General features: G+C 66.8%; 25 protein-coding genes. 9 read left to right on the top strand and 16 right to left on the bottom strand.

The window, feature by feature from the left end:
* Positions 1 to 107 precede the first annotated feature (107 nt).
* Positions 108 to 815 (top strand): methyltransferase domain-containing protein, encoded by a 708-nt coding sequence (locus tag AB0H49_RS17745; RefSeq protein ID WP_357252577.1) that lies wholly within the window; start codon positions 108 to 110, stop codon positions 813 to 815.
* Positions 816 to 933: 118 nt separating this feature from the next.
* On the opposite strand, the gene AB0H49_RS17750 is transcribed toward AB0H49_RS17745, so the two are convergent.
* From AB0H49_RS17750 to AB0H49_RS17765, 4 genes are read right to left on the bottom strand one after another with little or no spacing between them, the layout of a single operon-like run.
* Complete coding sequence (locus AB0H49_RS17750; protein ID WP_357252579.1) at positions 934 to 1,698, bottom strand: ESX secretion-associated protein EspG; 765 nt, start codon at positions 1,696 to 1,698, stop codon at positions 934 to 936.
* Positions 1,695 to 2,984: a hypothetical protein gene (locus AB0H49_RS17755; protein ID WP_357252667.1), complete on the bottom strand. Its 1,290-nt coding sequence runs from the start codon at positions 2,982 to 2,984 to the stop codon at positions 1,695 to 1,697. Before AB0H49_RS17755 ends, AB0H49_RS17750 begins: the two co-directional genes overlap by 4 nt.
* 3 nt (positions 2,985 to 2,987) lie before the next feature.
* Entirely contained in the window at positions 2,988 to 3,389 is a 402-nt protein-coding gene (locus AB0H49_RS17760; protein WP_357252582.1) for a hypothetical protein, read from the bottom strand.
* A 34-nt stretch (positions 3,390 to 3,423) separates the two neighbouring features.
* Complete coding sequence (locus tag AB0H49_RS17765; protein WP_357252585.1) at positions 3,424 to 3,999, bottom strand: DUF3558 domain-containing protein; 576 nt, start codon at positions 3,997 to 3,999, stop codon at positions 3,424 to 3,426.
* A 537-nt stretch (positions 4,000 to 4,536) separates the two neighbouring features.
* On the opposite strand from AB0H49_RS17765, the gene AB0H49_RS17770 reads away from it, so the two are divergent.
* The 4 genes from AB0H49_RS17770 to AB0H49_RS17785 all read left to right on the top strand — a co-directional run bounded on the left by AB0H49_RS17770 (position 4,537) and on the right by AB0H49_RS17785 (position 6,959).
* The gene (locus AB0H49_RS17770; RefSeq protein ID WP_357252587.1) at positions 4,537 to 5,121 is read left to right on the top strand and encodes a YbaB/EbfC family nucleoid-associated protein; all 585 of its coding nucleotides are present in this window, start codon (positions 4,537 to 4,539) and stop codon (positions 5,119 to 5,121) included.
* 2 nt (positions 5,122 to 5,123) lie between these two features.
* Positions 5,124 to 5,465: a type VII secretion target gene (locus tag AB0H49_RS17775; protein ID WP_357252590.1), complete on the top strand. Its 342-nt coding sequence runs from the start codon at positions 5,124 to 5,126 to the stop codon at positions 5,463 to 5,465.
* 3 nt (positions 5,466 to 5,468) lie between these two features.
* Positions 5,469 to 6,350 carry a hypothetical protein gene (locus AB0H49_RS17780; RefSeq protein ID WP_355001112.1) on the top strand — a complete coding sequence of 294 codons (882 nt, stop codon included), beginning with the start codon at positions 5,469 to 5,471 and terminating at the stop codon, positions 6,348 to 6,350.
* Between the two features lie 120 nt (positions 6,351 to 6,470).
* Complete coding sequence (locus AB0H49_RS17785; protein WP_357252593.1) at positions 6,471 to 6,959, top strand: hypothetical protein; 489 nt, start codon at positions 6,471 to 6,473, stop codon at positions 6,957 to 6,959.
* Positions 6,960 to 7,093: 134 nt separating this feature from the next.
* Here the strand turns inward: AB0H49_RS17785 and AB0H49_RS17790 are convergent, their stop codons facing one another.
* From AB0H49_RS17790 to AB0H49_RS17845, 12 genes are all read right to left on the bottom strand, one after another.
* Positions 7,094 to 7,861, bottom strand: a complete 768-nt coding sequence (locus AB0H49_RS17790; RefSeq protein WP_357252596.1) for an ESX secretion-associated protein EspG — start codon at positions 7,859 to 7,861, stop codon at positions 7,094 to 7,096.
* Positions 7,858 to 9,186 (bottom strand): hypothetical protein, encoded by a 1,329-nt coding sequence (locus AB0H49_RS17795; RefSeq protein ID WP_357252599.1) that lies wholly within the window; start codon positions 9,184 to 9,186, stop codon positions 7,858 to 7,860. The genes AB0H49_RS17790 and AB0H49_RS17795 overlap by 4 nt, the downstream gene beginning before the upstream one ends.
* A gap of 8 nt (positions 9,187 to 9,194) precedes the next feature.
* A complete protein-coding gene (locus tag AB0H49_RS17800; protein WP_357252602.1) occupies positions 9,195 to 9,587 on the bottom strand; it encodes a hypothetical protein in 393 nt (130 codons plus the stop codon).
* Between the two features lie 108 nt (positions 9,588 to 9,695).
* The gene (locus tag AB0H49_RS17805; RefSeq protein ID WP_357252605.1) at positions 9,696 to 10,307 is read right to left on the bottom strand and encodes a DUF3558 domain-containing protein; all 612 of its coding nucleotides are present in this window, start codon (positions 10,305 to 10,307) and stop codon (positions 9,696 to 9,698) included.
* Positions 10,308 to 10,430: 123 nt separating this feature from the next.
* Positions 10,431 to 10,700, bottom strand: coding sequence for a hypothetical protein (locus AB0H49_RS17810; protein ID WP_357252607.1), 270 nt, complete (start codon positions 10,698 to 10,700; stop codon positions 10,431 to 10,433).
* 670 nt (positions 10,701 to 11,370) lie between these two features.
* Complete coding sequence (locus AB0H49_RS17815; RefSeq protein WP_357252610.1) at positions 11,371 to 13,014, bottom strand: serine/threonine-protein kinase; 1,644 nt, start codon at positions 13,012 to 13,014, stop codon at positions 11,371 to 11,373.
* 21 nt (positions 13,015 to 13,035) lie between these two features.
* On the bottom strand, positions 13,036 to 13,674 hold the full coding sequence (locus AB0H49_RS17820) for an SUMF1/EgtB/PvdO family nonheme iron enzyme (protein WP_357252670.1): 639 nt from the start codon (positions 13,672 to 13,674) through the stop codon (positions 13,036 to 13,038).
* 151 nt (positions 13,675 to 13,825) lie between these two features.
* Positions 13,826 to 14,221 carry a Rid family hydrolase gene (locus AB0H49_RS17825; RefSeq protein WP_357252613.1) on the bottom strand — a complete coding sequence of 132 codons (396 nt, stop codon included), beginning with the start codon at positions 14,219 to 14,221 and terminating at the stop codon, positions 13,826 to 13,828.
* A 120-nt stretch (positions 14,222 to 14,341) separates the two neighbouring features.
* Positions 14,342 to 14,884, bottom strand: a complete 543-nt coding sequence (locus AB0H49_RS17830) for a DoxX family protein (protein WP_355001121.1) — start codon at positions 14,882 to 14,884, stop codon at positions 14,342 to 14,344.
* A gap of 121 nt (positions 14,885 to 15,005) precedes the next feature.
* Entirely contained in the window at positions 15,006 to 16,367 is a 1,362-nt protein-coding gene (locus AB0H49_RS17835; RefSeq protein ID WP_355001122.1) for an NCS2 family permease, read from the bottom strand.
* Positions 16,368 to 16,584: 217 nt separating this feature from the next.
* On the bottom strand, positions 16,585 to 19,215 hold the full coding sequence (glgP, locus tag AB0H49_RS17840; RefSeq protein ID WP_355001123.1) for an alpha-glucan family phosphorylase: 2,631 nt from the start codon (positions 19,213 to 19,215) through the stop codon (positions 16,585 to 16,587).
* A 51-nt stretch (positions 19,216 to 19,266) separates the two neighbouring features.
* Positions 19,267 to 19,719, bottom strand: coding sequence for a VOC family protein (locus AB0H49_RS17845; RefSeq protein ID WP_357252618.1), 453 nt, complete (start codon positions 19,717 to 19,719; stop codon positions 19,267 to 19,269).
* A gap of 78 nt (positions 19,720 to 19,797) precedes the next feature.
* Here AB0H49_RS17845 and AB0H49_RS17850 point away from each other — a divergent pair, with 78 nt between their 5' ends.
* Genes AB0H49_RS17850 through glgB form a run of 4 tightly spaced genes read left to right on the top strand, consistent with a single transcriptional unit; the run spans position 19,798 to position 25,304 of the window.
* Positions 19,798 to 20,397, top strand: a complete 600-nt coding sequence (locus AB0H49_RS17850) for a TetR/AcrR family transcriptional regulator (RefSeq protein ID WP_357252621.1) — start codon at positions 19,798 to 19,800, stop codon at positions 20,395 to 20,397.
* A 48-nt stretch (positions 20,398 to 20,445) separates the two neighbouring features.
* A complete protein-coding gene (locus tag AB0H49_RS17855; protein ID WP_357252624.1) occupies positions 20,446 to 21,087 on the top strand; it encodes a LysE family translocator in 642 nt (213 codons plus the stop codon).
* 39 nt (positions 21,088 to 21,126) lie between these two features.
* Complete coding sequence (locus AB0H49_RS17860) at positions 21,127 to 23,130, top strand: alpha-1,4-glucan--maltose-1-phosphate maltosyltransferase (protein WP_355001127.1); 2,004 nt, start codon at positions 21,127 to 21,129, stop codon at positions 23,128 to 23,130.
* The gene (gene glgB, locus AB0H49_RS17865; protein WP_357252627.1) at positions 23,127 to 25,304 is read left to right on the top strand and encodes a 1,4-alpha-glucan branching protein GlgB; all 2,178 of its coding nucleotides are present in this window, start codon (positions 23,127 to 23,129) and stop codon (positions 25,302 to 25,304) included. Before AB0H49_RS17860 ends, glgB begins: the two co-directional genes overlap by 4 nt.
* Positions 25,305 to 25,420 lie beyond the last annotated feature (116 nt).

Below are 25,420 nucleotides of genomic sequence, written 5' to 3' on the forward strand. Positions count from 1 at the left end.
GGCGATCCCCGCGCCAAGCCCTGCACGCGGCGCGGGGATATCGCCAAGAATTTTTCTCGGCGCAAAATTCGCTGTCGCACCCCTGCGGCGTATGAGACGGTTTCCAGATGAAGCACCCCACCGAAACCGACGCACTCGGTGAATTCCTGATCAGCGCAAGATCTTTGGCCGAGTATCACGCCATCTTCGAACTCTCCGAAGCCGACCTGCGCGGCCGCCGCATACTCGACTGCCCCGGCGGCGCAGCGAGTTTCGCCGCCGAAGCCGCCGCGCTCGACGCCGACGTCACCGCCACCGACCCCATCTACGCCAGGCCCGCCGCCGAACTGCGCGAGCTCGCCCGCACCGAGACCGAACGCGGAAGCGCCTACGCCGGAGCCCACCACACTCGCTACCGCTGGGACTTCTACGGCGACCCGGACAACCTCCAGTCCGTCCGGCTGTCCGCCGCCACCCGCTTCGGCGCCGACCTCATGGCCCACCCCGACCGCTACGTCGCCGCCCAGCTCCCGGCACTCCCCTTCCAGGACAACAGCTTCGACCTGGCCCTGAGCTCTCACCTCCTGTTCACCTACGCCGACCGCCTCGACGCCGACTTCCACCTCGCCGCCCTACTCGAACTCGCCCGCGTCACCCACGGCGAAACCCGCCTCTACCCTCTCGTCGACCACACCGGCCACCCCCAAGACGACCTCGTCACCTATCTCCAAAAGAGTCTCCACGACAAGGGAATCCCTACCACCCTCCGCCCCACCGGCTACGAATTCCACCACGGGGCGACCACCATGCTCGTCCTACACCCGAACCAGAATTGACCCGTGGCCGGATGATTCCGCTCGATGCCGACTCGACCTGTTGGACGCATCCGCGAGATCACCGGTCAGCGAGCGTGACCAGCGACGGAAACGATCCATGGGGCAGCGCCTCGGCCGCTCACCAACTGCGCGCAACGGGGCGATGCGCTTGGATCAAATGCTGCAGCTGCCGTTGAATCTCCTCGGCGGGGCCGGGCGTCAGCGTGAACTCGTCCTTGTCGTGGTTGTGCAACAGATACCGACCGTCGGCGGGTAGATAGTCCATCCAGTGGAAACCGCGGCCGTCCGTGGTCGGCCTGGAGTCGATGGCGCCGCCGCGGAAGACGTTGATCTCCCCGAGCCCCGAACGCGGCCGCTGCACGATCCGACGGGCCTCCTCGGTGTAGGAGGCCGGACGTTCCCCGTGCGGTGCACGATTCACCTCGGATCGCCGGGCTGTCACCGGACGCAGCTGTCCCGCAGCACATTTCGGCAGCGCTGCGGCGACATGCGCGGCCACGCCATGCGACGGACAGACCGTCAACGCGATGTCACGGCCGTAGTTCTGGTTCGGCCCGGGCTGTTGTACCGCCACGGTCGCGGTGTCGCCGACGATTCCGGCGTGCACCCGGACCACCTGCTCGAAGTCACGCCCGTAGAAACCGTGCACCTCGACCCGAACCTGCGGCTCCAACAGCACATTCAACGCATCGAACAACTCGCGCCCGGCAAAGCCCGATATCTCCCGCGCCGTCTGCCTGCGCAGCCGCTCGTAGTCCTCCGCACCCTCGATGCTCGGGTCGTCCACGAGGACGCGCAGCGGGTAGGGCAATCGATCCCGGCCGAAAGCCTCCACCGCCAACTCGAACATCAAACCGCTCAAACGCCAACGGTGTTCGGTCATGCCCCAATCACTCCACCCGGTGGCAGCGCCGGCGGCTGCGTCCCGAGCAATTCATCGCCATGGTCATAGATCAGATAGTCCGGCGTCTTGTGCTCATCGTCGTCATCGCCCTTGCCGCGAGCGGCCGGCGCACCCATGCCGGGCATGCCCGCCCGACCGGTGCCCGCCGGGCGACTGTTGGCCAACCCTCCCGTCGGCCCCGACTGTCCCGGTAGATTCCCGCCCGGCACCGACCGCCCGGGCGACGGGATCGTCGGCACACCCGGACCCGGCCCGCCAGGGCCAGGCCCAGAAGGCGTCGGCAGACCCGTATTCGGCAGCTTGGTGTCGGGAACCGTCGCGGCGGGCGTGGTGGAGGCAGGCGTGGTCGATGTCGGATCGGTCGGAGTCGTGCTCTGCGGAGTCGTGCTCTGCGGGTCGTCGGTCGTCGGGTACTCGGGCGTTTCCGTGTCCGTCGGGTCGTCGGTGCCCGGATCACCACCCGGTCCTGGGCCCGGACCGGGGCCAGGACCGCCGGGACCTGGACCGGGTCCGGGAATTACCGGTTCGTCTTTCTTGCCGTCGGTCGTGCTGGAGGGTTCGGGGAGGATGGGCGTGTTCTTGTCCACGTCCTTCGCGCCGGGCATGTAGTACGTCTTCATGACGTATCGCGCCTGGTTCTCCGCTTCCTCGGCGCGATACGAGGGACCCTTCACGATGTTCTGGAAGGGTAGGACATCGATGATCTTGTCGCCGACGGTGAGGTTGTCGGGCTTGCCGACCGAGACTCTGGCCTGTTCGAGGTGGCCTTCGATGAGATCCAAACCGTGAGCGACCATTTGGAAAGTTGCGGCGAGCTGTGTGAAAGTCGTGGTGAACTGGCGGGTGGCCTCGACGGCCTTGGTTCCCGACTTGCCGTCCCACTTCTCCTCAATGGATTTCTCGACTGCGGTCTTGAACTCGTCGACCGCGGCGCGCGCATCGCGACTCAGATCTCGCCAACCATTAGCCTTGCTGTTTATGTCGCTGTGGTTGACGCTCTCCAAAGCGTTGTAAATCTCTTCGTGCGACATAGTGTCGAAGGGGTCATCAACCTTGATCACAGTGTCGGCGAATCGGGAACTGTTGTATTCGGCAAGTAGTCCGGACCATTCGCTGCCAACGATTTGGCGGTCCTGATTCCACTTGTTGTCCTGTTCCTTCTCGCGATTCTTGTCATCGCGCTCGTTTCTGCCTGAATCGAGAATCGAGTCGCCGACAATGCCTGTCAAGCCGAAGGCATACTTCCAGTCTTCGAAAGCAACCATCACTCACCAGTCCTGGCCCTGCTGCGCGAGCTGCTGCGCGTTGGTCTGATCGGTCTCGGTGAGAGACTTGGCCGCCAGCTCGTAGGTTTCCTTCATCAGAGTCAGGACCTCGGCACTCTGCTTAAGGCGAGTGACCGCGGCGTCGTCACCGTCCTGCGCCTTGAGCGCGAACTTGCCCTGCAAGGCCTTCGCCGAGCCGAGAGTGCCGAAACCGCTCAAATAAGCCAACCACGCTGCCTGCTCTGTCAGTCGATCGAGCGCCTTACCCATCTTCTCGGCGTGACCGGCCAACTCTCTACCGATATCGCCATCCATGTGCAACTGACCCGATTCAGCCTGCTGCTTCAAGTTCTTCCACTGCACCGACTGCTGTTGCATCTGAGCGCCGGACTGGTCGATACTCACCTACGCCTCCTCTCCATCGACCCCTTCTAGCGAATCACTTCGGTAGAAACGGCTCGATCCCCTTCGCATGTGTCACGGCAAGATCACACGGCGGTGCTTGAGTCATAGATTTCCGCTCGCTATAGCGCCACCCCACAACCACATTGAACATGCCGTCCTCGGAGGGAAAGCTCACGTAACAGCGCAACTTGTCGGGGTCTTTCTTGTCCCGATAGGTCAGACCCGACCGCGCGCCAATGGTGATCGGCTGGAAGTCGGTGACCGTTTCGTTCGTGCGAACTTCCTCTTGGGCATGGGTCGACGACGCGACAGACACCAGATAAGGACCCTCGGTCGAACTCCACTGGCAGATCCGCCATGCGGCGGGGCCCGAGGGAGGATCGGTAACGGTGTCCTTAGAAGCCGGATCGACTTTGATGGCCCGCAACGCATCAGCCGACAGATCGGTGCACGGGTTGTACTTCACCGACCGCTCACCATTGGTCGGACTCCCCGCCCCCTCGGTTCGCGCATTCCCGTCCACCACCGACGAGCACCCAACCACACTCCCCGCCAACGCAACCCCGGCGAACAACGCCGCCACTCCCCTGCTCACAGCGCTCGTTCGCATGATTCTCCTGATGCTCGACGCGGAGCACCCAGCCAGCGTTCTACGCGCCGGATCCCCCTCGGTTCCCACTCGGGCACGGCCAGCTTATCCAAAGGCGACCAAGCGCCCAACAGCTCCGGAGAGTCGCGCTTCTCCGCACAACGGCCGCTGGTCATGGTGTGCCGGGCTGTTCGCCGAGCGGAGGACGACAGCGCGGGTCTTGTTCGAGCGCTGCCCGGAAACGAGGGTGAGCGTCCGGTCGGCCGCGTACCGACGCGGTGTGGATGCGCCAGCGCGGCGTCTGGATCACAGGGCAACGTAGGCGTTTTCGAGCCGCCGGGCAGCGGCTGGCGAAGACGGTGTGCTCGGCGGGTGCCGGAAGCCGCCGAAATTCGATGGAACCGATCGGATCGCCGTCACGTCGAATGAAGTAGTAACCCGCACTCCGAAACCTTCGGAGCGAGATTTGCGCGGGACGACCCCAGACGACATGGTGTGTGCGGCGGGAGATCGCCGTGTAGGACGACAGTCGTCGAGGCTGCGATGAGGGGAGTGTTCATGGTCGGATTCACCGCGGAAGCTATGGAGCGCTACGCGGCGGATATGGAACGCCGAGCCAGACGGTTCGAGGAGTTGCAGGGGCGGATGGCGGCGGTCACCGCTACGGGGTCGAGCCCGAGCGGCCGGGTCACCGTCACGGTCGACAACAATGGCGTTCCCTCCGCGATCACGCTGTCGGCCGCCGCGCGCGGCGCGGATCCGTCGACGCTGTCCGCCGAGATCATGTCCACCATGCGCAGTGCGCAGGCACGTCTGCGCACTGCGGTGTCCGATACCGTGCGTAATTCCGTCGGCGACGACCCGGTCGGTGCCGCGATCATCCAGAATTTCAGGGAGCGCTTCCCCGAGGAGCAAGCGGCCGAGCAGGTCACCCCGCCGCCACCTGTCCAGCCGCCGACGTCACCTGTTCCGAATCCGGTGCCGCCACCGGTGCCGCCCGCATTCGGTCATGCTCCGGGTTGGCCGGGCGAACCGCCTGCGCCGCAACCGCGTTCGCGCAAACCCGACCGTGAGCAAATCGTCACACCGGACGAACCGGACGACGATGACGACTACTTCAACAAGAAGTCCTGGCTGGTGTAGACATGGGCGGCGAAGCACTGTCGGTAGATCCCGACGAGGTCCGCAACCACGCGGAGAATCTGAAGTCCGTGATCCAGGACTTGGACCTGGCCTTGGAGGCTGCCTCCTACCTGGGCAACGCCGACGACGGGTACGGGAAGATACCGCGCCCGGTCGTGAGCTGGCTGCTCGACGACAACTTCGAGGGCGCCGTCTCCGCGATTCGAAGAGTCGCCGAGAGCGTCGCGGCGCTGCCGGACAAACTCACAACGGTGGCCACCACGTTCGAAGCCGAAGACGCCAGTTTCGGTAAGGCTTTGAGCGACCTGCGCGAGACCATCGGCGAATCCGGGGGAACGAAGTAGACCATGGCGCACAACGACGCGGAAGCGCCCGACAACGAACTACTGAAAAACGACGACGACGAGCTCGCGGTCGACCATCGAAACAACTACTACCAGGAGGATGTCTCCTGGCTGCACGAAGTCGGTTTCGCGAGCAACGACGACGGCGTACCGGGGGTCATCGATGGCACCGTCGCCGGTGACGCCTGGAAAGTCTTCGCCGACCTCGGCAAGGGTGATGTGCTGTCGGTGGTCACCGGCGGCATCGCCACGGGCGTCACCATCGCCGACGCCTTCATAGATCCCTTCGCCTTCGTGGCCGAGCAGATCGTCGATTGGATGCTCACGCACGTCGAGCCGCTCCGGCTGTGGCTCGACGAACTGGCCGGATCCCCCGATATGGTCCAGGCCTACGCGGATTCGTGGACGAAGATCGCCGAGAAGATGGTCGAGACGGCGACGAGCTGGGAGACGGGCCTGGCCAAGGACATCTCCACCTGGACCGGCGATGCTGGCGAAGCGTACAAAGCCACCGCGAACGCGCTGATCGGCAAGATCTCGGCCGCAGGCGGTGTCTCCGCCTCCATGGGCAAGATCATGGAGATCGTGCAGAAGGTCATCGACGCTTTCCGCACGCTGGTCCAGGACGTGCTGGCGAGTCTGGCCGGCGCCCTGATCGGCTGGACGCTCGAGCTGATCGTTACCGCCGGTGCCGCCATCGTGCATGTGGGTCCTGCCGCTGGCGCGCGGATCGCCCGCGACTCGGTGAAGGTTTCCATGCTGATCGTGAAAATGCTCGAGGCACTGAAGGATCTGGGCCCGTACAAGGAAGCCCTCACGGCGGTCATCACCGGGATCGCGGAAGACCAAGCGCAACAACAGCAGCCGCAACCACAACCCGCCTAGCCGGAGTCGAACCGCTATGCGGTGCATAGGAGGAAGATCGCTGTGCGTAAACAGCAGGATGAGTCGCGGCCGGATCACGCGGCAGACGGTCTACCGGGTGGGACGCGGAACCGGTGGCGAATGTTGCCCACCGCACCGCCGGACCCGCTCGAGGCCTATCGTCCCGAGCCGGGCCCGACGGGCATCCGGGTCGATGCCCAGTACTACCGGCCGTGGCCGCTGGGTTTCGTCTACGGCACGACCGGACCGCGAATCCTGGTGAACGGCAATGAGATACCGGATACCAGCTGGGGTGAGACGCGCATCCCCACCCAGCCCGGTCGCTATACAGTCGAGGTCCGCACTCGCCCGCCCGCGGCATGGGTGCGATGGACCATCAACCGGGTGTGGTGGGAGGACATGGGGCAGGCGGTGGCCGAGGTGCCGGTACATCCCGGCGCGCAGACGCCGGTCTATTACCGGTCGCCTGGTCTCCAGTACTACCAGGGTGCGATCGGCGCGGAGCCGAAACGCTATCCCGCGCTCAACTGGATGCGTTTCAGCTGGGTGATCGTGGGGTTGTTCGCGGCGATGATCGTCGCGGGTGTCGTGGTGTATCTCGTACGGTGATGCCGGGCGGCCTCGGGCGTCAACCACACCCCGGGGTGCCTGGTTGCGGACCGAGCCAGGGTGGCGATGGCTTCAGGGCGTCGCACTCGCCGAGTACGGCGACTGGCGTCCTGTGGATCAGTTGAGGACGGCTGTCACCAGCGACGGGCAACCGGGCTGTGTGTCGACTCGATCAGGGTGGTCAACTGACGCTCGATCTCCTCCGGGCCACCGGGCGTGACGGTGAAATCCTCGCCGCCTTGGTGATAGAGCAGATACCTGCCGTCCGCGGGAAGGTAATCCAGCCAATGGAATCCACGCCCGTCGTTCGTCGGCCTGCTGTCGTACGCCGCACCCCGATAAACGGTGATCTCTCCGAGACCGGATCGGGGACGCCGCAGAATGCGGTTCAACTCCTCGGTGTGGGACAAGCGGGTGGGGTGCTGGGCGTAATCCGTCCGGCCCAGATCGGAGCGACGCCCCCGGATCGGAGAATGCCGACCTTCCGCGCATCTCGGTAGATGGGCAACGATATGCCGAGCGACTGCTCGTGCGGGACAGTGCCAGAGCAGCACGTCGCGGCCGTACTGCTGAGTCGGCCCCGGCAACTGGACCGCGACAGTCCCCCAACCACCGTCCGCACCAGCGTGAATGCGAACGACCTGAGCGAAATCGCGCCCGAAGAAGCCGTGCACCTCGACGCGGACTTGCGGCTCGAGTAGCACCTGCAATGCGCCGTGCAAGCGATGATCGGCGATCCGGCCGAGTCGCTGCCCAGCTTCGGCGCGCGCACGTAGGTAGTCGTCGTGCGCCTCGATGCCCTCGACCATGTAGCGCAACGGATACGGCAGCCGGTCACGCCCGAACGCCTCCAGCGCCAGCTGGAACATGAAACCATCCAGACGCCAATGGTTTTCACTCATCCGCCGATCACTCCACCCGGCGGAAGCGCGGGCGGCTGAGTCCCGAGCAATTCATCTCCATGGTCGTAGATCAAATAGTCGGGCGTCTTGTGCTCATCGTCGTCATCACCCTTACCGCGAGCGGCTGGAGCACCCATGCCGGGCATGCCCGCCCTGCCGGTGCCCGCCGGGCGGCTGTTGGCCAACCCGCCGGAGGGCCCCGACTGTCCCGGAACATTCCCGCCCGGCACCGACCGCCCGGGCGACGGGATCGTCGGCACGCCCGGCCCGGGAGCCCCCGGGCCTGGGCCCGGCCCAGAGGGCGTCGGCAGACCCGTACTCGGCAGCTTGGTGTCGGGAACCGTCGCGGCGGGCGTGGTGGAGGCCGGCGTGGTCGACGTCGGATCGGTCGGAGTCGTGCTCTGCGGAGTCGTGCTCTGCGGGTCGTCGGTCGTCGGGTACTCAGGGGTTTCCGTGTCCGTCGGGTCGTCAGTCCCCGGATCACCACCCGGTCCTGGCCCCGGGCCCGGACCCGGACCGGGGCCAGGACCGGGCCCAGGAATCTTCGGCGTTTTGTCGTCGATCGTGCTCTTCGGCTCGGGCAGGATCGGCGTGTACGGATCCACTTCGTCCACGACGCCGGACTGATACACCCGATCCATGAACTCGCGCACTCGATTCTCGGCTTCGTCGGCGCGGTATTGGGCGCTCTTGAAAAACCCGTTGCCGGGGATATGACCGATGACTTGATCGATGAACGAAAGGCTATGCGGCTCATCGACGGTCTGCTGCGCCTGCGTCAGATATCCCTCGGTGAGATCCAGTCCGCGGGCGACCATGTTGAACGTGACGATCAGCTTCTTCATCTCGTCCGCGTAGGACTTGGTGGATTCGACCACCGCGTTGGCGGTCTTGCCCTCCATGAAGTCGTCGATGTCGCGTTGCACGCCGGTGGAGAAGTCGTTGACGAGACGTTCGGCCTCGCGAACCATGTCACGCCAGCCGTTGGCGGCCTTGTTGATCTCAGGTTGCTTGACGTCCTTCAAGTGGTTGTAGATCCACTCGTGCGACTGAGACAGGAACGATTCCTTCTTGTCTCCCACGATGACTCGGTCCGCGTATCGGCCGTCGTGCTGCGACTGCAGATCCGACCACGTCTTGTTGACGAACTGCCGGTCCGTATCCCACTGAGTCTGCGCTTTCGACCGCTGATCGTTGAAGTTCTCTTCTTGCGTCTGAGCCTCGGAACGCGCGTGGAAGAAGTTGTACACGTGACGCGGAACCGCGATCACCGGAACGCCATAGCTGGCGACGTTGGCCAGCCACTCGTGCGGAGGAGTACCCATTACCCTGCTTACACATCCGTATTGTTGAGCTGACTGGCAGTTGCCTGATCGGTGTCGGAAAGCTTGCGAATCGACAAGGCGTAGGTATCGCGCATCAACGTGACAAGTTCGATGTGCTTCTTCAGTTGGTTGACCGCACAGTCGGAGTCTGCATCCGCCTTGTTCTCGAATTTCGTTTTCAGCGCCTCGGCTGAGGGCAAAGTACCGAATCCACTCAGCTGGCCGAGGTCCGATGCTCGACGGAGCAGGTCCTTCTCGAGGCCGTCCAACATCGTCTGAGCGCGTCCCCGCAGCGCATCCCCGATCTGCGGGTCCATGCGGAACTCGCCGGACTCAGCCTTCTGTTTGTGATTGCGCCACTGTGCGAGCGCGTTGTCCATCGAACTCGTTTCGTCAGACATCAGCCAGACCCCCTTTTCGCACTACTCGAAACTCCTTCGGCAAACTGATCGAATCGCTGCACAACTCGACGGGAGTCGAACAATGAATGACCCGTTTTCGCTATACGGTCACTTCGGGAGGTGTCGTTCGAAGTAGTTCATGTGCCGAATTGCCACTGCACATGGCGGCGATTCCGGCATCGACTGACGTTGGCTGTAAAGCCAAGTGACCCCAACCTCGAACATCCCTTGCGCAGCGGGGACGCTCACATAGCACGTCAGCTTGTCGGGATCGCTTCTCTTCGTGGAAACCACACCGGCCCGAGACCCGACGGTGACGTCCCGTATCACCAGGCTGCGGTCGTTCGCGCGACGCTCCGGAACTGTCCGTCGCGTCGAAAAGACGCTCACGCCATAGGGTCCTTCGGTGGAGTCCCAGTTGCAGACCTTCCACCACGCCTCGTCGTTGGACTCACCATCCGCGGTCACCCGTTTGGTCGCCGGATCCAACTTGTCCCCCCGCAACACTTCATCCGACAGATCCGTACACGGATTGAACAGCGGAACCGACTCGTTGTGGGAGACCGGACTACTCCCCTCCTCCGTCGCGTTCCCGCCAACGGTCGACGCGCAACCCGCCAGCACAGAACTCACCGCGGCCATACCAACAGCCAGACGCACCGCGAACCTCTTCGACATCCCCATGGCTCGCATACCCCTCCTGACATCCAGCGCCGACAAGCCCTCACAGGATAGGACGCAACAGAATCCCCCTCGGTTCCACTCGGGCCCGGTCAGCTTATCCGAAGGAACCGAGCGCCCGACAACTCGAGACAGTGGTGCTCCTCCCACCACTGCCGCTGATCACGGTATGTCGGGCTCTTCACCGAGCGAAGGACGATAGCGCGGATCTTGTTCGATCGCCGCACGGAAGCGAGGGTGCGCTTGGACGAAGGCGAACCTCTCGTCATAGATGGGCCGGTAGGTCACTCGCTGGGCACTTTTGCGGAACAGGTGAACGACCACCACCAAGCCCAGAAGCGAACCCGGGAACAGCGCCAATACCACCGGGCCGAGCAGGGGATCAACGTTCGCCACGCTCGCTATCACCACCGCGACGAGATTGACGGCCATCAGCAGCAGGAGTGCGCGGGCAGCCAGCGGTATAGCCGAGCAGTGCGGACACATCGGTCACAGACGGGCCACTCACCGACAACGATCGTCGAAACAGGCGAGATGCCAAGCCTTCTCGGCGACACGACTGTCTTGGCCATGTCTCGCGGCAAGTTCGAGCTATCGAAGCGAGGATGCAGGTCGGTGTCGTAGAAGCAAGCCCGCACCGCGCTTCGGGACACCGCCGAGCGACCATGCCCGGGACACACGTCGGGCAGTGGCTGCGCGATCTCCAGTTCGAGCGGTTCGACGCGTAGCGGCCGGTCCGTTTTCATCCAATGGGCTTGGGTGTTCGGCAAGGGCTCCCGACACCGGCGCAGCTTGATCGTCACATCGTTCTCGTGCGTCCACGGCCGCTGATACACCATTGGAGTCGGCGGTAGCGGATCCGCTTCGAAGTCACCACTATTGGGACGGTACTGGTCACCGATCAAGCGGTCACCAACGTGTCTCAGTCGCCGCACTGGCCACCCCCTCCTGATTCGGCGAAAGCCTACTTCACGTCCTGCATTCGGCTGGAGTCAGCGACGGCGCCGAGCCCGACGATCGGATTGCGGACCGAATCTGGATGGCGCTGCCTCGAGCGTCGTAATCGCGCCGAGTACGGCGATCGGCGCGTCGTGGGTCGTCCTCACGAGAGCGGCGCTTCGCGCCACCATTTCCGCACACCGTCCAGGTCGAGGTGGAGGGAGCCTTCCATGCTGTGGGTGTACATGAGGACGGTTTCGCGGTCGGCGTCACCGGTGAAGACGGTGACGATGCGGGTGTAGGTGAAGCCCGCTTCTTGGCGGTCGAGGGTGTAGTTGGTGTACGTCTTCGATCCGTGTGCGTCCTCGGAGCGTTTGTTGCTGGGGAGTGCGGCAACGACCGCTCGGGCGTCGGCGGCGGACCGGTAACGATAGAACTCGTAGTAGGGCGGGTTGAGGCTGTTCGGACCGACACCGTCGCCGCTGTAGCAGAACCAAGCTTCGGTCCAACTACCGAAGTCCGGGCGCTGTTGCATGTTCGAACTCTCGGTACTCCGGGTGGTGCGTTTGTCGCACTTCGCATTTCGGAAGCCCGGATCCAATCGGTCGGCGGGCACCATGCCGGGGAACTCTTGGTGGATGAGGTCGACGTCGGCGGGGTCCTTGGAGCTGTTGAGCGCCATCGCGGTGGCGACACCGCCGACGGCGAGCACCGCGACGGCGCACAAGACGGCGAGAAGGACGAGTGGCGAACGCCGTTGTGGCGAAGCGCCCATGGGCATCATGCCGCCCGGTCCCATTCGTGCCGGAGGGACGTGTCCGTGTCCCATCGGTGCTCGGCTCGGCGCGGGAACAGGCCCGTGCGCAACCGGCCCATGCGACATCGGCGCCCCGCCAGCCGCGAAGTACGGCTGGGGCGGTGTCACCGTCGCGCCACCGATCGGAACCCCTACCGCCACTCCCGCCAGCGCCCGCGCCGCCGCCTCGGCGAATTCCCCACAGCTACCGAACCTTTGCTCGGCCCGCTTCGACAACGCCTTCGCGAGCACACCGTCCAACGCGACCGGCAGGCCGTGACGAAGACTGCTCAGCGGAGGCGGCGGCTGCTGCAAATGCCCTTGGATGACGACCGCGGGATTGGTGGAATCGAACGGAACCACGCCCGCCAGTAGCCAATACAGCGTGCAAGCCAGCGAGTACTGGTCGGTGCGGCCGTCGAGTGGCGCGCCGGTCAGCTGTTCCGGGGAGGCGTAGGTCAGGGTGGCGGTGAAGGTGCCGGTCCGAGTCAGGTGTCCCGCGTCGTCGCGCAGGCGCGCGATGCCGAAATCGGTGAGGAAGACGCGTTCTCGGTCGACGCCAGCGCGAGCGAGCAGGATGTTGGCGGGTTTGACGTCGCGGTGCAGGATGCCCATGCCGTGCGCGTAGTCCAGCGCCTCGGCGGTCTCGGCGACGATCCGGATGGCGTGGTCGGGCGCGAGCGAGTTCGGGTCGGCTTCGGCGGCGTCGGAACCGTCGACGTACCGCATCGAGATCCACAGCTGCGAGTCCTCGATCCCGCGGTCGTAGACGGTGACGATGTTCGGGTGGTCCAGTTGTGCGACGAGGTCGGCTTCGCGTTCGAAGCGGGCGCGAATCTCGTTGTCGGCGAACATCTCCCGGTTCAGCAGCTTCAGCGCGGTACGTCGGGGCAGACGCGGATGCCTGGCCAGATACACCGAGCCCATGCCGCCGCGACCGAGCTGTCGCTCGATGACGTAGCCCGCGAAGACCTCCCCCTCGTGCAGCACGCCGCCCCCTCCTTCGTCCATCCACCGGCAAGCGTGCCGATGCTACCCCGAGCGAGCGACCCGGAACCCGACGTCATCGATCCGAAAGGTCGGATGGCTCCGCCGCCGCACCGACGCACGGCAGCTCCAGTGCTGGTCGGACCACCCGCCCCCGCGCAGCACCCGATATTCCCCGTACACCTCGGCGTCGTACACGTCCCAGCACCAATCCCAGGTGTTGCCGAGCATGTCGTACAAACCCCAGGCATTGGGCACTTTCCCGCCGACCTCGTGCACGCGCCCGCCAGAATTCCCGCGATACCAAGCGATCTCGTCGAGCTCACCGTAACGCGGACCGGAAGTCCCCGCGCGGCAGGCATATTCCCATTCCGCCTCGGTCGGCAAGCGATAACCGTCCGCCGACACATCCCATTCCACAGCCGACCCGTCCACCCGATAAGCGGGCGCGAGCCCCGCACGTTCCGACAGCGCGTTGCAGAAGCCGACCGCGTCGAACCACGAAACGCCTTCCACCGGAGACCGATCCCCTTCGACCGAACTCGGCCGCAGCCCGGTGACCGACAGATACTGCTCCTGCGTCACCGCGACCGCGCCGATCCGATAGGGCGCGAGATCCACCGCCCAACTCCGCTCGGTGCGCCGATCCGACAGCCTCACCCGCCCCGCCGCGACGGCGACCAGCTCGATTTCCGCACTCATGATCCAGCGATCGTAATGTCCGCAGCCTGGAGCGGGCCCACTCGATTCGGCCGCAGTCTCGCGCGCGACCGATCCGATGGCGTGGCAGGCCGAGCCGGGCGGATGCGCACGGCACCCGCCCGGCACCGGGAACTCAGCCCCGCACCGCCACCGCGTCGACCTCGAAAAGCATGCCCGGCAACGCCAACGCCGCGACACCGAGCAAGGTCTGCGTCGGCGGCCGCTCACCCCAGATCTCGGCGATCTTCTTGCCGAGGACCGTGAGCTTGTCGAGATCGTGCCCGACGATGAACGTGCGCAGCTGGGCCACGTCGGCGTAGTCCAGCCCCGCCGAGCGCAGGGCGATGCCGAGGTTGGCGAAGGCCCGGTCCACCTGTCCCGCGAAGTCCTCGGTGGTGGTGTGTCCTTCGGCGTCCGAGTCGTACTGCCCGGCGATGAGCACCAGCTCCCCGGACACCCGCGCGACGTGGCTGTAGCCGAACCCGGTCGGGTCGTGCAGTTCGGCGGGGTTGCTGATCTCGATGGTCATCCGACTGTCTCCTTCAATCTCTGATCGGGCCGCACCCAGACGACGACGCGGCACCGCCGGGTGTGACAAACGAAAGCGGCGCGGCGATCCGATCGCCGCGCCGCCCACGTCAGGCCTTGCTCAGAGCACCCACTTGAGGATCAGCGTGAAGATGCCGGTGGCCACGGCGAGCACCACCGCGCCCGCGCCCCACACGAAACCGTTGCGCTCCCAAGGCCGTCCGGCGTCCACCGAGAACTTGCCGGAGCCGGTGAAGGCCAGTGTGGCGGCCACGGCGCCGAAGAGCAGCGGCATCTCCCAGCCGCCCTGGCCGAACAGGCCGGGACCCCAGGTGGCGTTGATCGCGTTGAGCATGGTGCCGAGCACGATGGCCGCCGCCAGCGGGGTGAGCACACCGGCAACCAGCATCAGACCGCCGACGACCTCGGTCAGACCGGCCAGGGTGCCGAACAATTTGCCCGGGTTGTAGCCCATCTGCTCGAAACTCGCCTGGGTGGCCTCGAGCCCGTAGCCGGAGAACCAGCCGAACAGTTTCTGCGCGCCGTGCGCGGCGAGCAGCGCGCCGAAGACGACCCGCAGGATCAGCAGGCCGATGTCGCTCGAGACGCCGTCGAGCGAGCTGGTGGTCTTGATATCGGGCAGTGCCGTGGACTTCGTGGTCATGCTGGTTCCTCATCCCTGCAACGTGGTCGTGGACACGATCGTCAGTTTCGGCAACTAATCGGACCGTGGTCCGATTGTCACACAGTTTGTGCCAACTCCGCGTTGCGGGGATCTATTCCGGCTACTCGGCCAGGAAGAAGAAATATCCGGCGAAGATGACCAACAGCGCCCACATGGCGGGATGGATCTCCTTGATCCGGCCGCGCGCGACCATCACCACGGGGTAGAAGATCATGCCCATGGCCAGCCCGTTCGCGATCGAATAGGTCAGCGGCATCATGATGACGGTGATGAACGCGGGCACCGAGTACTCGAGCCGGTTCCAATCGATCTCGCCGAGCGAACGCGCCATCAGAACGCCGACAACGATCAGCGCGGGCGCGGTCACCTCGGGAGACCCCGCGACCACCGCGAAGATCGGATAGCAGAACATCGCGAGCAGGAACCAGCCCGCGGTCGTCACCGCGGTCAACCCGGTCCGGCCGCCCGCCGAGACGCCCGCCGTGGATTCGACGTAGGCGGTGGTGGTCGAGGTGCCGATGACGGCGCCCGCCGCGGTGCCGACCGAGTCGGCGGCGAACGCGCTCGCGGCGCGCGGCAGCTTGCCGTCCATGTCCAGCAGCCTGGCCTGGTTGGCCACGCCGATGAGTGTGCCGGAGGCGTCGAAGAAATCGACGAACAACATGGTCAGCACGACGACGGCCATCTGCGCGGTGAACGCGTCGGGTAGGTGGATGATCGCCTGCCCGAAGGTCTCGTCGAGTCCGCGCGGCAGTGCGGCGATGCCTTCCGGCAGCTCCACCAGCCCGGTGACGATGCCGAGCAGCGCGGTGAGCACGATGCCGTAGAGCACCGCGCCGTGCCAGCCCTTGACCAGGAACACCACGGTCACCAGCAGGCCGAACAGCGCCAGCAGCGTGGTGCCCGCGGTGAAATCGCCCAGCTTGACGAAGGTCGCCTCGCTCGCGGTGACGATGCCCGCGTTCTTCAGCCCGAGAAACGCGACGAACATGCCGATGCCCGCGCCCACCGCCAGCTTCAGTTGCAGCGGAATGGCATTGAGGATCTTCTCGCGGACCTTGGTGACGGCCAGCACGAAGAAGATGACGCCGGACAGGAAGGTCCCCGACAGCGCGACCTGCCACGGAATGCCCATGCCCAGCACCACCGAGAACGCGAAGAACGCGTTGAGCCCCATGCCGGGCGCCAGCGCGATCGGGTACCGCGCCCACAGTCCCATCACCAGGGTGCCGAACAGCGCGGCCACGGCGGTGGCGGTGAACACCGCCTGCATCGGAATACCCTTGTCGCCCAGCGGGCCTTCGTCACCGAGGATCGCCGGATTGACCGCGAGGATGTAGGACATGGCCAGGAACGTCACCGTGCCCGCCATCAGTTCGCGGCGCATCGTCGAGCCGTTCTGGCCGACGCCGAAGTACGTGTCGATGCGACCCCGGGTTCGGGTCAGCAGGTCGGTTGCCATGGGTTCTCCAGTCCTGGCGGTCGAACAAGGGGATGCCCGGACACGTCAGGCGTACCTCCGCATCAGCTGCGGCCGTGCGTGGGCTGTCGACGGATTGCGTCCAGCAGCGCACCTTAGCGGACAATTCACCGAACACCGGAGCCGATGCGGGCCCCACCGCTCGAGGACACACGTGACACTGGTCACCCCCGCGTTCGCGGCCCGCTCTCCACCGCGGTCACGCGCTCGGCGCGACCACCAAGCCGAGTTCGGCGTCCGAGGCGAGCAGGTCGTTGTGCGGGAGCACGCGGACGGTGTATCCGACGGCGCCGGAGACCGGCAGCGGTGTCTCCACCCGGAAGAACTCCACGCCGGAATCGGACCCGACGTGCGTCATCGGCATGGTGGTGACATCGGAGAGCTCGTCGGTGGGCGAGACACGACCGATCACGGCCTGCACCACCACATCCGACAGGCTCAGCCCGCCCAGCTCGACGCGCGCCGTGAGCGACAGCGGCGCGCCGATGATCGGCGTGTCCGGCAGCCCGGCGCTGTCCACCTGGATCACCTTCACCGACGGCCAGGCCGCCGCGACGCGTCCGCGATACTCCGCGGTCGCGCGCGCGCCCGCGAACTCGTCGCCCACCGCGCGCCGCAGTGCGTTCGCGGCGGGTGCGTAGTACTCCACGGCGTAATCCCGAACCATGCGGGAGGCCAGCACCTTCGGGCCGAGCGTCTGCAAGGTGTGCCGCACCATCTCGACCCAGCGCACCGGCATGTCCGAGCCGTCGCGGTCGTAGAACCGCGGTGCGACGGCGCGTTCGAACAGGTCGTAGAGGGCGGCGGCCTCCAGATCGTCGCGGCGGTGTTCGTCGGAGACGCCGTCGGCGGTGGGAATCGCCCAGCCGTTCTCGCCGTCGTACATCTCGTCCCACCAACCGTCCCGGATGGAGAGATTGAGTCCGCCGTTGAGCGCGGACTTCATGCCCGAGGTGCCGCACGCCTCCAGCGGGCGCAGCGGATTGTTCAGCCACACGTCGCAGCCCCAGTACAGGTACCGGGCCATCGACATGTCGTAGTCGGGCAGGAAGACGATGCGATGGCGCACCTCGGGATCGTCGGCGAACCGGACGACCTGCTGGATCAGCGACTTGCCCCCGTCGTCGGCGGGGTGGCTCTTGCCCGCGACGACCAACTGCACCGGCCGCTCCGGATGCAGCAGCAGGGTGCGCAGCCGTTCCGGATCGCGCAGCATCAGGGTGAGGCGCTTGTAGGTCGGGACGCGGCGCGCGAAGCCGACGGTCAGCACATTGGGATCGAAGACCTGGTCGATCCAGCCCAGTTCCGCCGGGGCGGCGCCGCGCTCCAGCCAGGACGCGCGCAGCCTGCGGCGCACCTCGTCGACCAGCGTGGCGCGCAGCGTGTTCCGGGTGGACCACAGTTCGCCCAGATCCACATCGCGCAGCCGTTCCCAGCCGCGCGCCTCCTGGACCAGTTCCGCGCCGATGTGCTCGCGCGCCTTGTCGATCCACTCGCGCGCGGCCCAGGTCGGCGCGTGCACGCCGTTGGTGACCGAGCCGATCGGCACCTCCGCCGGATCGAAGCCCGGCCACAGCGGCGCGAACATCCCGCGGCTGACCTCGCCGTGCAGCTGGGACACGCCGTTGGCGCGCTGGGCGAGCCGCAGACCCATGTGCGCCATGTTGAACACCGACGGATCGGCCTCGCGTCCCAGCGCCAGGATGCGGTCCACGGAAAGCCCTGGCAGCATGGCGGATTCGGTCTCACCGTGTCCGCCGCCGAAGTAGCGGCGCACCAGCGGCATCGGGAAGCGGTCGATACCCGCGGGCACCGGGGTGTGCGTGGTGAACACCGTCCCGGCCCGCACCGTGGCCAGCGCGGTGTCGAAATCGAGTCCGCCCGAGACGTATTCGCGGATCCGTTCGACGCCGAGGAAGCCCGCGTGGCCTTCGTTCATGTGGAACACATCGGGGTCCGGTAGGCCAGCGGCGCGGGTGTAGGCGCGCACCGCGCGCACGCCGCCGATGCCCGCCAGAATCTCTTGCTTGATGCGGTGGTCCTGGTCGCCGCCGTACAGCCGGTCGGTGACGGCGCGCAGTTCCGGATCGTTCTCGGCGATGTCGGAATCCAACAGCAGCAACGGAATCCGCCCGACCTGCGCGATCCACACCCGCGCCCGGAGGACTTTGCCGTCGGGCATCGCCACGTGGACGAGCACCGGCGAGCCGGATTCATGGCCGTGATCCGTTGACCCCGCGTCACGCGAGCCGTCACTCGCGCCGCGGTCGCTGGTGAGCAGGCGCAGCGGCAGCCCTTGCGGGTCGAGCCTCGGGTAGTGCTCGATCTGCCAGCCGTCCGAGGACAGCGACTGCCGGAAGTACCCCGATCGGTACAGCAGGCCGACGCCGATCAGCGGCAGGCCGAGATCCGAGGCCGCCTTGAGGTGATCGCCCGCCAGGATGCCGAGACCGCCGGAATAGTTGGGCAGCACCTCGGTGACGCCGAACTCCATCGAGAAGTAGGCGATGCCGCGCGCGCCGTCCTCGTCGTTCTGGCGCTGGGACCAGCCGGGGCGGTCGAGATAGGCGCGCAGGTCCGCGGCGGCCGCGTCGACCCGGCCCGCGTAGTCCGCGTCGGCGGCCAGTTCGTCGAGCCGGTCGGCGGGCACCTCCCCGAGCATGCGGACGGGATCGCGCCCGACCTCACGCCACAGTTCGGGGTCGAGTTCCTCGAAGAGATCCTGCGTCGGCCAATGCCACGACCAGCGCAGATTCGTGGAGAGTTCGCCCAGCGCCGCGAGACGCTCGGGCAGATGGGCACGGACGGTGAATCGACGCAATGCCTTCACTCCGGGAACCCTACCGAACGCCACGCGCCTCGGCCGCCCCGACGACGTGACTCACCGGTCGGCGAACTTCTCGGCGACGTACTCGGCGCTGAACTGAGCGGTGTACTCCGCGCTCGGCGGGATCTCCGTGATCATGTCGATCAGGACGCCGCTCGGGTCGGCGACGATGAAGTGGCGCTGGCCGAAGTCTTCGGACCTGATTTCCAGCTCGGCGTTCAGCCCGCCCCGCACGACGAGGCGCTCCCATTCCGCGTCGACGTCGTCGACCTCGAAGTTGAGCACCAGTCCCTGCACCGGCTTCCGGTAGGCCTCCGGCACCGTCGGGTGCGTGTGGTCGAGCAGCGCGAGCTCGTATTCGGGCTCGTCGGCGCCACCGCGGCGGCGCAGGCTGATGTACCAGTCCGCCTCGAAGGTGATCTCGAAGTCGAGCCACTCGGTGTAGAAGTCACGCGATTCCGCGAGCCGGGTGGTGCAGAGGACGGGGTAGAAGCTGCCGAGTTTCATGTCCAACCTTTCACGTACCGATGGTATGTGAAGTAAGGTAGTTCGCATACCGATGGAATGTCAACGGAGAGGTTTTCGATGCCGAGCACCCTGCGCGCGCAGCAGCGCCAAGAGACCCGTCGCGCGCTGCTGCGCGCGAGCAGACGCCTGTTCGCCGCGAAAGGCTATGGCGCCGTGGGCCTCTCGGAGATCGTCGCGGCGACAGGCGTCACCAAGGGCGCGCTCTACCACAACTTCGCCAGCAAGACCGAGCTGTTCCGCGCCGTCCTGGAGCAGGTGCAGCAGGAAGTCGGCGAGCGGGTCGCCGCGGCCGCCGACCCCGCCTCGGATGCCTGGACCCAGCTGGTCTCCGGGTGCGAGGCGTTCCTCGCCACCTGCACCGATCCCGAGATCCAGCGCATCATGCTGATCGACGGCCCCGCGGTGCTCGGCTGGCACGAATGGCGGGCGCTGGACGAGGCCAACTCCGCCCGGCATCTCGGCGAGGCTTTGCGACTGCTGGTCGACACGGGCGTGCTCGCACCACAGCCGATCGCCCCGCTCACCCACCTGCTCTCCGGCGCTATGAACGAGGCCGCGCTCTGGCTGACGACCGCGTCCGAGCCCGACGCGCTCGACCAGACCACGACCGCCCTGCGCGCACTGCTCGAGGGCCTGCGGGACAAGCGGTCGCACTGAAAATCGAATCCACTGGCCGGACTGCTCCGCCCGTGCCACCATCGGCTGATGCCGCACTGGGTCGACGTGCTCCCCGAATTCCTGCTCGCCTGCCTGGCGCTGGCCGCGCTGCCCGGCCCGGCGACGGCGCTGTTCCTGCAACGGTCGGTGCGCGACGGCCGCCGCGCGGGACTCGCCGCGGTGGCAGGCAACGAGATAGGCGTGTTCGGCTGGACGCTCGCGGGCGGCGCCGGTCTTTCGGTCCTGCTGGTCGCGAACGCCGTGCTGAACACCGCCGTGCACGCGCTCGGCGCGGCGGTGCTGATCTGGCTCGGCGTGCAGGCCTGGCGCGGCGCGGGCCGCGACGACGCGTTCGGCTCCACCATGACGACGCTGCTGCCCGCGGGACGCACCCCCGCCGCGGCTTTCCGCGCCGCCTTGCTCTCGATCGCCGCCAACCCCAAGGCCGCGGTCTTCGGCCTGACGATCCTGCCGCAGTTCCTGCCGACCAGCGGGCCGGTGCTGCCGACGGTGCTGGTCCTCGCCGCGATCCAGCTGGTCATCGACACCGCTTGGTGCGTCGGCGTCGTGCTCGCCGCGGACCGCGCTGGCGGCCTGCTGCGCCGCGCGCGCATCCGGCAGCGGGTGGAGCGCGCGCTGGGCGCGGCGCTGGTGGCGCTCGGCCTCGGCCTGGCCGCCGATGCCCGCTGAATCCGCATCATCGGCACGGCACCGGGTAGGTTGGTCCACGTGACCGGCCGCATCGCCATCGATGACACCGCCCCGTCCATCCCCGGCGGCCGCCCGGCCAAGGCCGTGGTGGGCGAGGTGTTCCCGGTGCGCGCCGTGGTGTGGCGCGAGGGACACGACGCGGTCGCCGCCACGCTCACGGTGCGCGCTCCCGGAGCGTCCCGGGCCACCCGAATACGCATGACCCCGGAGTACGAGCCCGACGTCTTCAACGCCACCTTCGTACCGAACCAGCCCGGCGCGTGGACCTTCCGTGTGGAGGGCTGGAGCGATCCCATCGCGACTTGGCGGCACGCCGTGGAAGCCAAGCTTTCGGTCGGGCAGAGCGCCGTCGACCTGGCCAACGACCTCGAGATCGGCGCCCGGCTGTTCGACCGGGCGGCGCAGGCGCTGCCGAAGGCCAAGTTCGAGAAACTGCGGTCGGTGGCGGCGGCGTTGCGCAGCGACGCGCAGCTGCCCGCCCGCGTCGCGCCCGCGTTCAGCGAGGAGGTCGCCGAGATCCTGCGCGACACTCCGCTGCGCGAACTGGTGACCAGGGGCCAGCAGCACACCGTGCAGGTCGAGCGGCATCGCGCGCTGTACGGCTCGTGGTACGAGTTCTTCCCGCGCTCCACCGGCGGGTGGGACGCCGACGGCAAGCCGGTGCACGGCACCTTCGCCACCGCGACCAAGGAACTGTCCCGTATCGCGGGCATGGGCTTCGACGTGGTGTACCTGCCGCCGATCCATCCGATCGGCGAGGTGAACCGCAAGGGCCGCAACAACTCCCTGTCCGCCGAACCCGGCGACGTCGGCTCCCCGTGGGCGATCGGCTCGAAGGACGGCGGACACGACGCCGTGCATCCCGCACTCGGCACCGAGGCCGATTTCGCCGAATTCGTCGCCGCCGCCGGGCAACTCGGCCTGGAAGTCGCGCTCGACCTCGCGCTGCAATGCGCACCGGACCACCCGTGGGTCGCCGCGCATCCGGAGTGGTTCACCACGCTGCCCGACGGCACCATCGCCTTCGCCGAGAACCCGCCGAAGAAGTACCAGGACATCTATCCGGTCGACTTCGACAACGACGCCGACGGGCTCTACGCGGAAGTGCTGCGCGTGGTACGGCACTGGATCGGTTTGGGCGTCAAGATCTTCCGCGTCGACAACCCGCACACCAAGCCCGCCGACTTCTGGGAATGGTTGATCGCCACCGTGCGGCGCACCGACCCGGACGTGATCTTCCTGTCCGAGGCGTTCACCCGCCCGGCGCGCCTCTACGGCCTGGCCCGGCGCGGATTCAGCCAGTCCTACACGTATTTCACGTGGCGGGTGACGAAATGGGAGCTCACCGAGTTCGGCAACGAACTGGCCGCCAAGGCCGACGAGGCCCGCCCGAATCTGTTCGTGAACACCCCCGACATCCTGCACGAGAGCCTCCAGCACGGCGGGCCGGGCATGTTCGCCATCCGCGCCGTGCTCGCCGCAACTCTGTCACCGACCTGGGGCGTGTACTCGGGTTTCGAACTGTTCGAACACCAGGCCGTGCGTCCGGGCAGCGAGGAGTACCTGGACTCGGAGAAATACGAGCTGCGCCCCCGCCCGTTCGCCGAGGCGCTGTCCCGTGGCGAATCGCTGGAACCCTGGCTGACCAGGCTCAACGAGATCCGCCGCGCGCATCCGGCGCTGCAACAGCTGCGCTGCTTGCACTTCCACTACGTCGACAACGACGCCCTGCTCGCCTACTCGAAGTTCGATCCGGTCAGCGGCGACGCGGTGCTGACCGTCGTGAACCTGAATCCCTATGGCGCCGAACAGGGTTTCCTCTCGCTCGATCTACCCGCAATCGGTCGCGAATGGCACGACCATCCCGTGGTCGTCGACGAGGTGAGCGGCGAGGAATACCACTGGGCCCAGACGAATTACGTGCGCCTCGATCCCGCCAAGGCGGTCGCGCACATCATCGCGCTGCCGCCGGTGCCCGCGCCCGCACGACTGGAGCTGGCCTACCGGCGGTCGTTCCGATGACCCGCTCGGCCACCATCAACCGCCGCGATCTGATGCTGCTGGCGGCGGGCACCCATCACGACCCGCACACTGTCCTCGGCGCCCATCCGCACCCGGACGGCACGGTCGTGCGGGTGTTGCGGCCGCACGCCGACACCATCGCGGTGCGGGTCGGCGGGGACGACCATTCGCTGAAACCGTTGGGGTACGGGATCTTCGCGGCGGTGCTGCCTTACCCGGACCTGATGGACTATCGCGTGGTCACGACGTACACGGACGGACACACCGTGGTCGCCGCCGACGGTTACCGCTTCCTGCCCACCGTCGGCGAGCTGGATCTGCACCTGATCGGCGAGGGCCGCCACGAGCGGCTCTGGGACGTGCTCGGCGCCCACCCGCGCAGCTACACCACATTGGACGGCCCGGTCGAGGGCACCTCGTTCGCGGTATGGGCGCCGAATGCTCGCGGCGTCACCGTGATCGGCGATTTCGACGGGTGGAGCGGCAACACCGCGCCGATGCGGGCGCTCGGCTCGTCCGGGGTCTGGGAGGTCTTCGTCCCGGACGTCGGCGTGGGCACGAAGTACAAGTACCGGGTGCACGGCGCCGACGGACGCACCGTGGACCACGCCGACCCGCTGGCCTTCGCCACCGAAAACCCGCCCGCGACGGCCTCGGTCGTCACCGAGAGCCGCTACACCTGGGGCGACGCGGACTGGCTCGAACGCCGTGCCGCGACCGACCCCAACCGCGCGCCGATGAGCGTCTACGAGGTGCACCTCGGCTCGTGGCGTCCCGGCCTCGGTTATCGCGAATTGGCCGAGCAGCTGGCCGATTACGTGCGGGCGGCGGGCTTCACCCATATCGAACTGCTGCCCATCGCCGAGCATCCGTTCGGCGGCTCCTGGGGTTATCAGGTCACCTCCTACTACGCCCCGACGGCGCGCTTCGGCTCCCCCGACGACTTCCGCGCCTTCGTCGACCACCTGCACGGCGCGGACATCGGCGTGCTGCTCGACTGGGTGCCCGCCCACTTCCCGCGCGACGAATGGGCGCTGGCCCGCTTCGACGGCACCCCGCTCTACGAGCACGCCGACCCGCGCCGCGGCGAGCAACTCGACTGGGGCACCTACATTTTCGACTTCGGCAGGCACGAGGTCCGCAACTTCCTCGTCGCCAACGCGCGCTACTGGATCGAGGAATTCCACATCGACGGCCTGCGCGTCGACGCCGTCGCCTCCATGCTCTACCTGGATTACTCACGCCGCGAAGGGGATTGGGAGCCGAACGTGCACGGCGGCAGGGAGAACCTGGAGGCCGTGGACTTCCTGCAAGACCTCAACGACACCGTGCACCGCCACCACCCCGGCGTCGTCACCGTCGCCGAGGAGTCCACCACCTGGCCCGGCGTCACCCGCGGCGCGGACGTCGGCGGCCTCGGCTTCACCATGAAATGGAACATGGGCTGGATGCACGACACCCTCGGCTTCCTGCGCCGGGACCCGATCCACCGCTCCTGGCACCACAACGAGATCACCTTCTCGCTGATGTACGCGTGGAGCGAGAACTACGTGCTACCGATCAGCCACGACGAGGTCGTGCACGGCAAGGGCACGCTGTGGACGCGGATGCCCGGCGACGATTTCGCCAAGGCGGCGGGCGTTCGAGCGCTGCTCGCCTACATGTGGGGCCATCCCGGCAAGCAGTTGTTGTTCATGGGCCAGGATTTCGGCCAGTTCCGCGAGTGGTCGCACGACCGCGGCCTGGACTGGGGCGAACTGGACAATCCCCTGCATTCCGGCATCGCCGCCGCGGTCCGCGACCTGAACTCCGCCTACCGCGCCCACCCGGCGTTCTGGAGCCAGGACACCACACCCGGCGGCTACTCCTGGCTGGAGGCCGACGACCGTGAGCACAACGTGCTGGCGTTCCTGCGCTACGGAGCGGACGGATCGGTCGTCGCGTGCGTGTACAACTTCTCGGGTTCGGTGCACGGTGAGTACCGCGTCGGGCTGCCCGTCCCCGGCGAGTGGACCGAGATCCTCAATACGGACGCGGCGGAGTACGGCGGTTCCGGCATCGGCAACTACGGCGCGGTGAAGACCGAGGAGATTCCCTGGCACGGGCGTCCGTTCTCGGCGAGCGTCGCGTTGGCGCCGAACAGCGCGGTGTGGTTGGCGGGTCCATCCGCCTGATCGCGGGCGCCCTTCCGATCGGCAACCGGCCAGCCGACGTTCCAGTCGATGGCCGCTCAGGATCAACCGGCCCTGACCGCGCGGCGAATCCAATCCGACCGAAGGTCACCAGCTGG

Origin of the sequence: Nocardia sp. NPDC050713 (assembly GCF_040654315.1) — a bacterium.
GTDB lineage: Bacteria > Actinomycetota > Actinomycetes > Mycobacteriales > Mycobacteriaceae > Nocardia.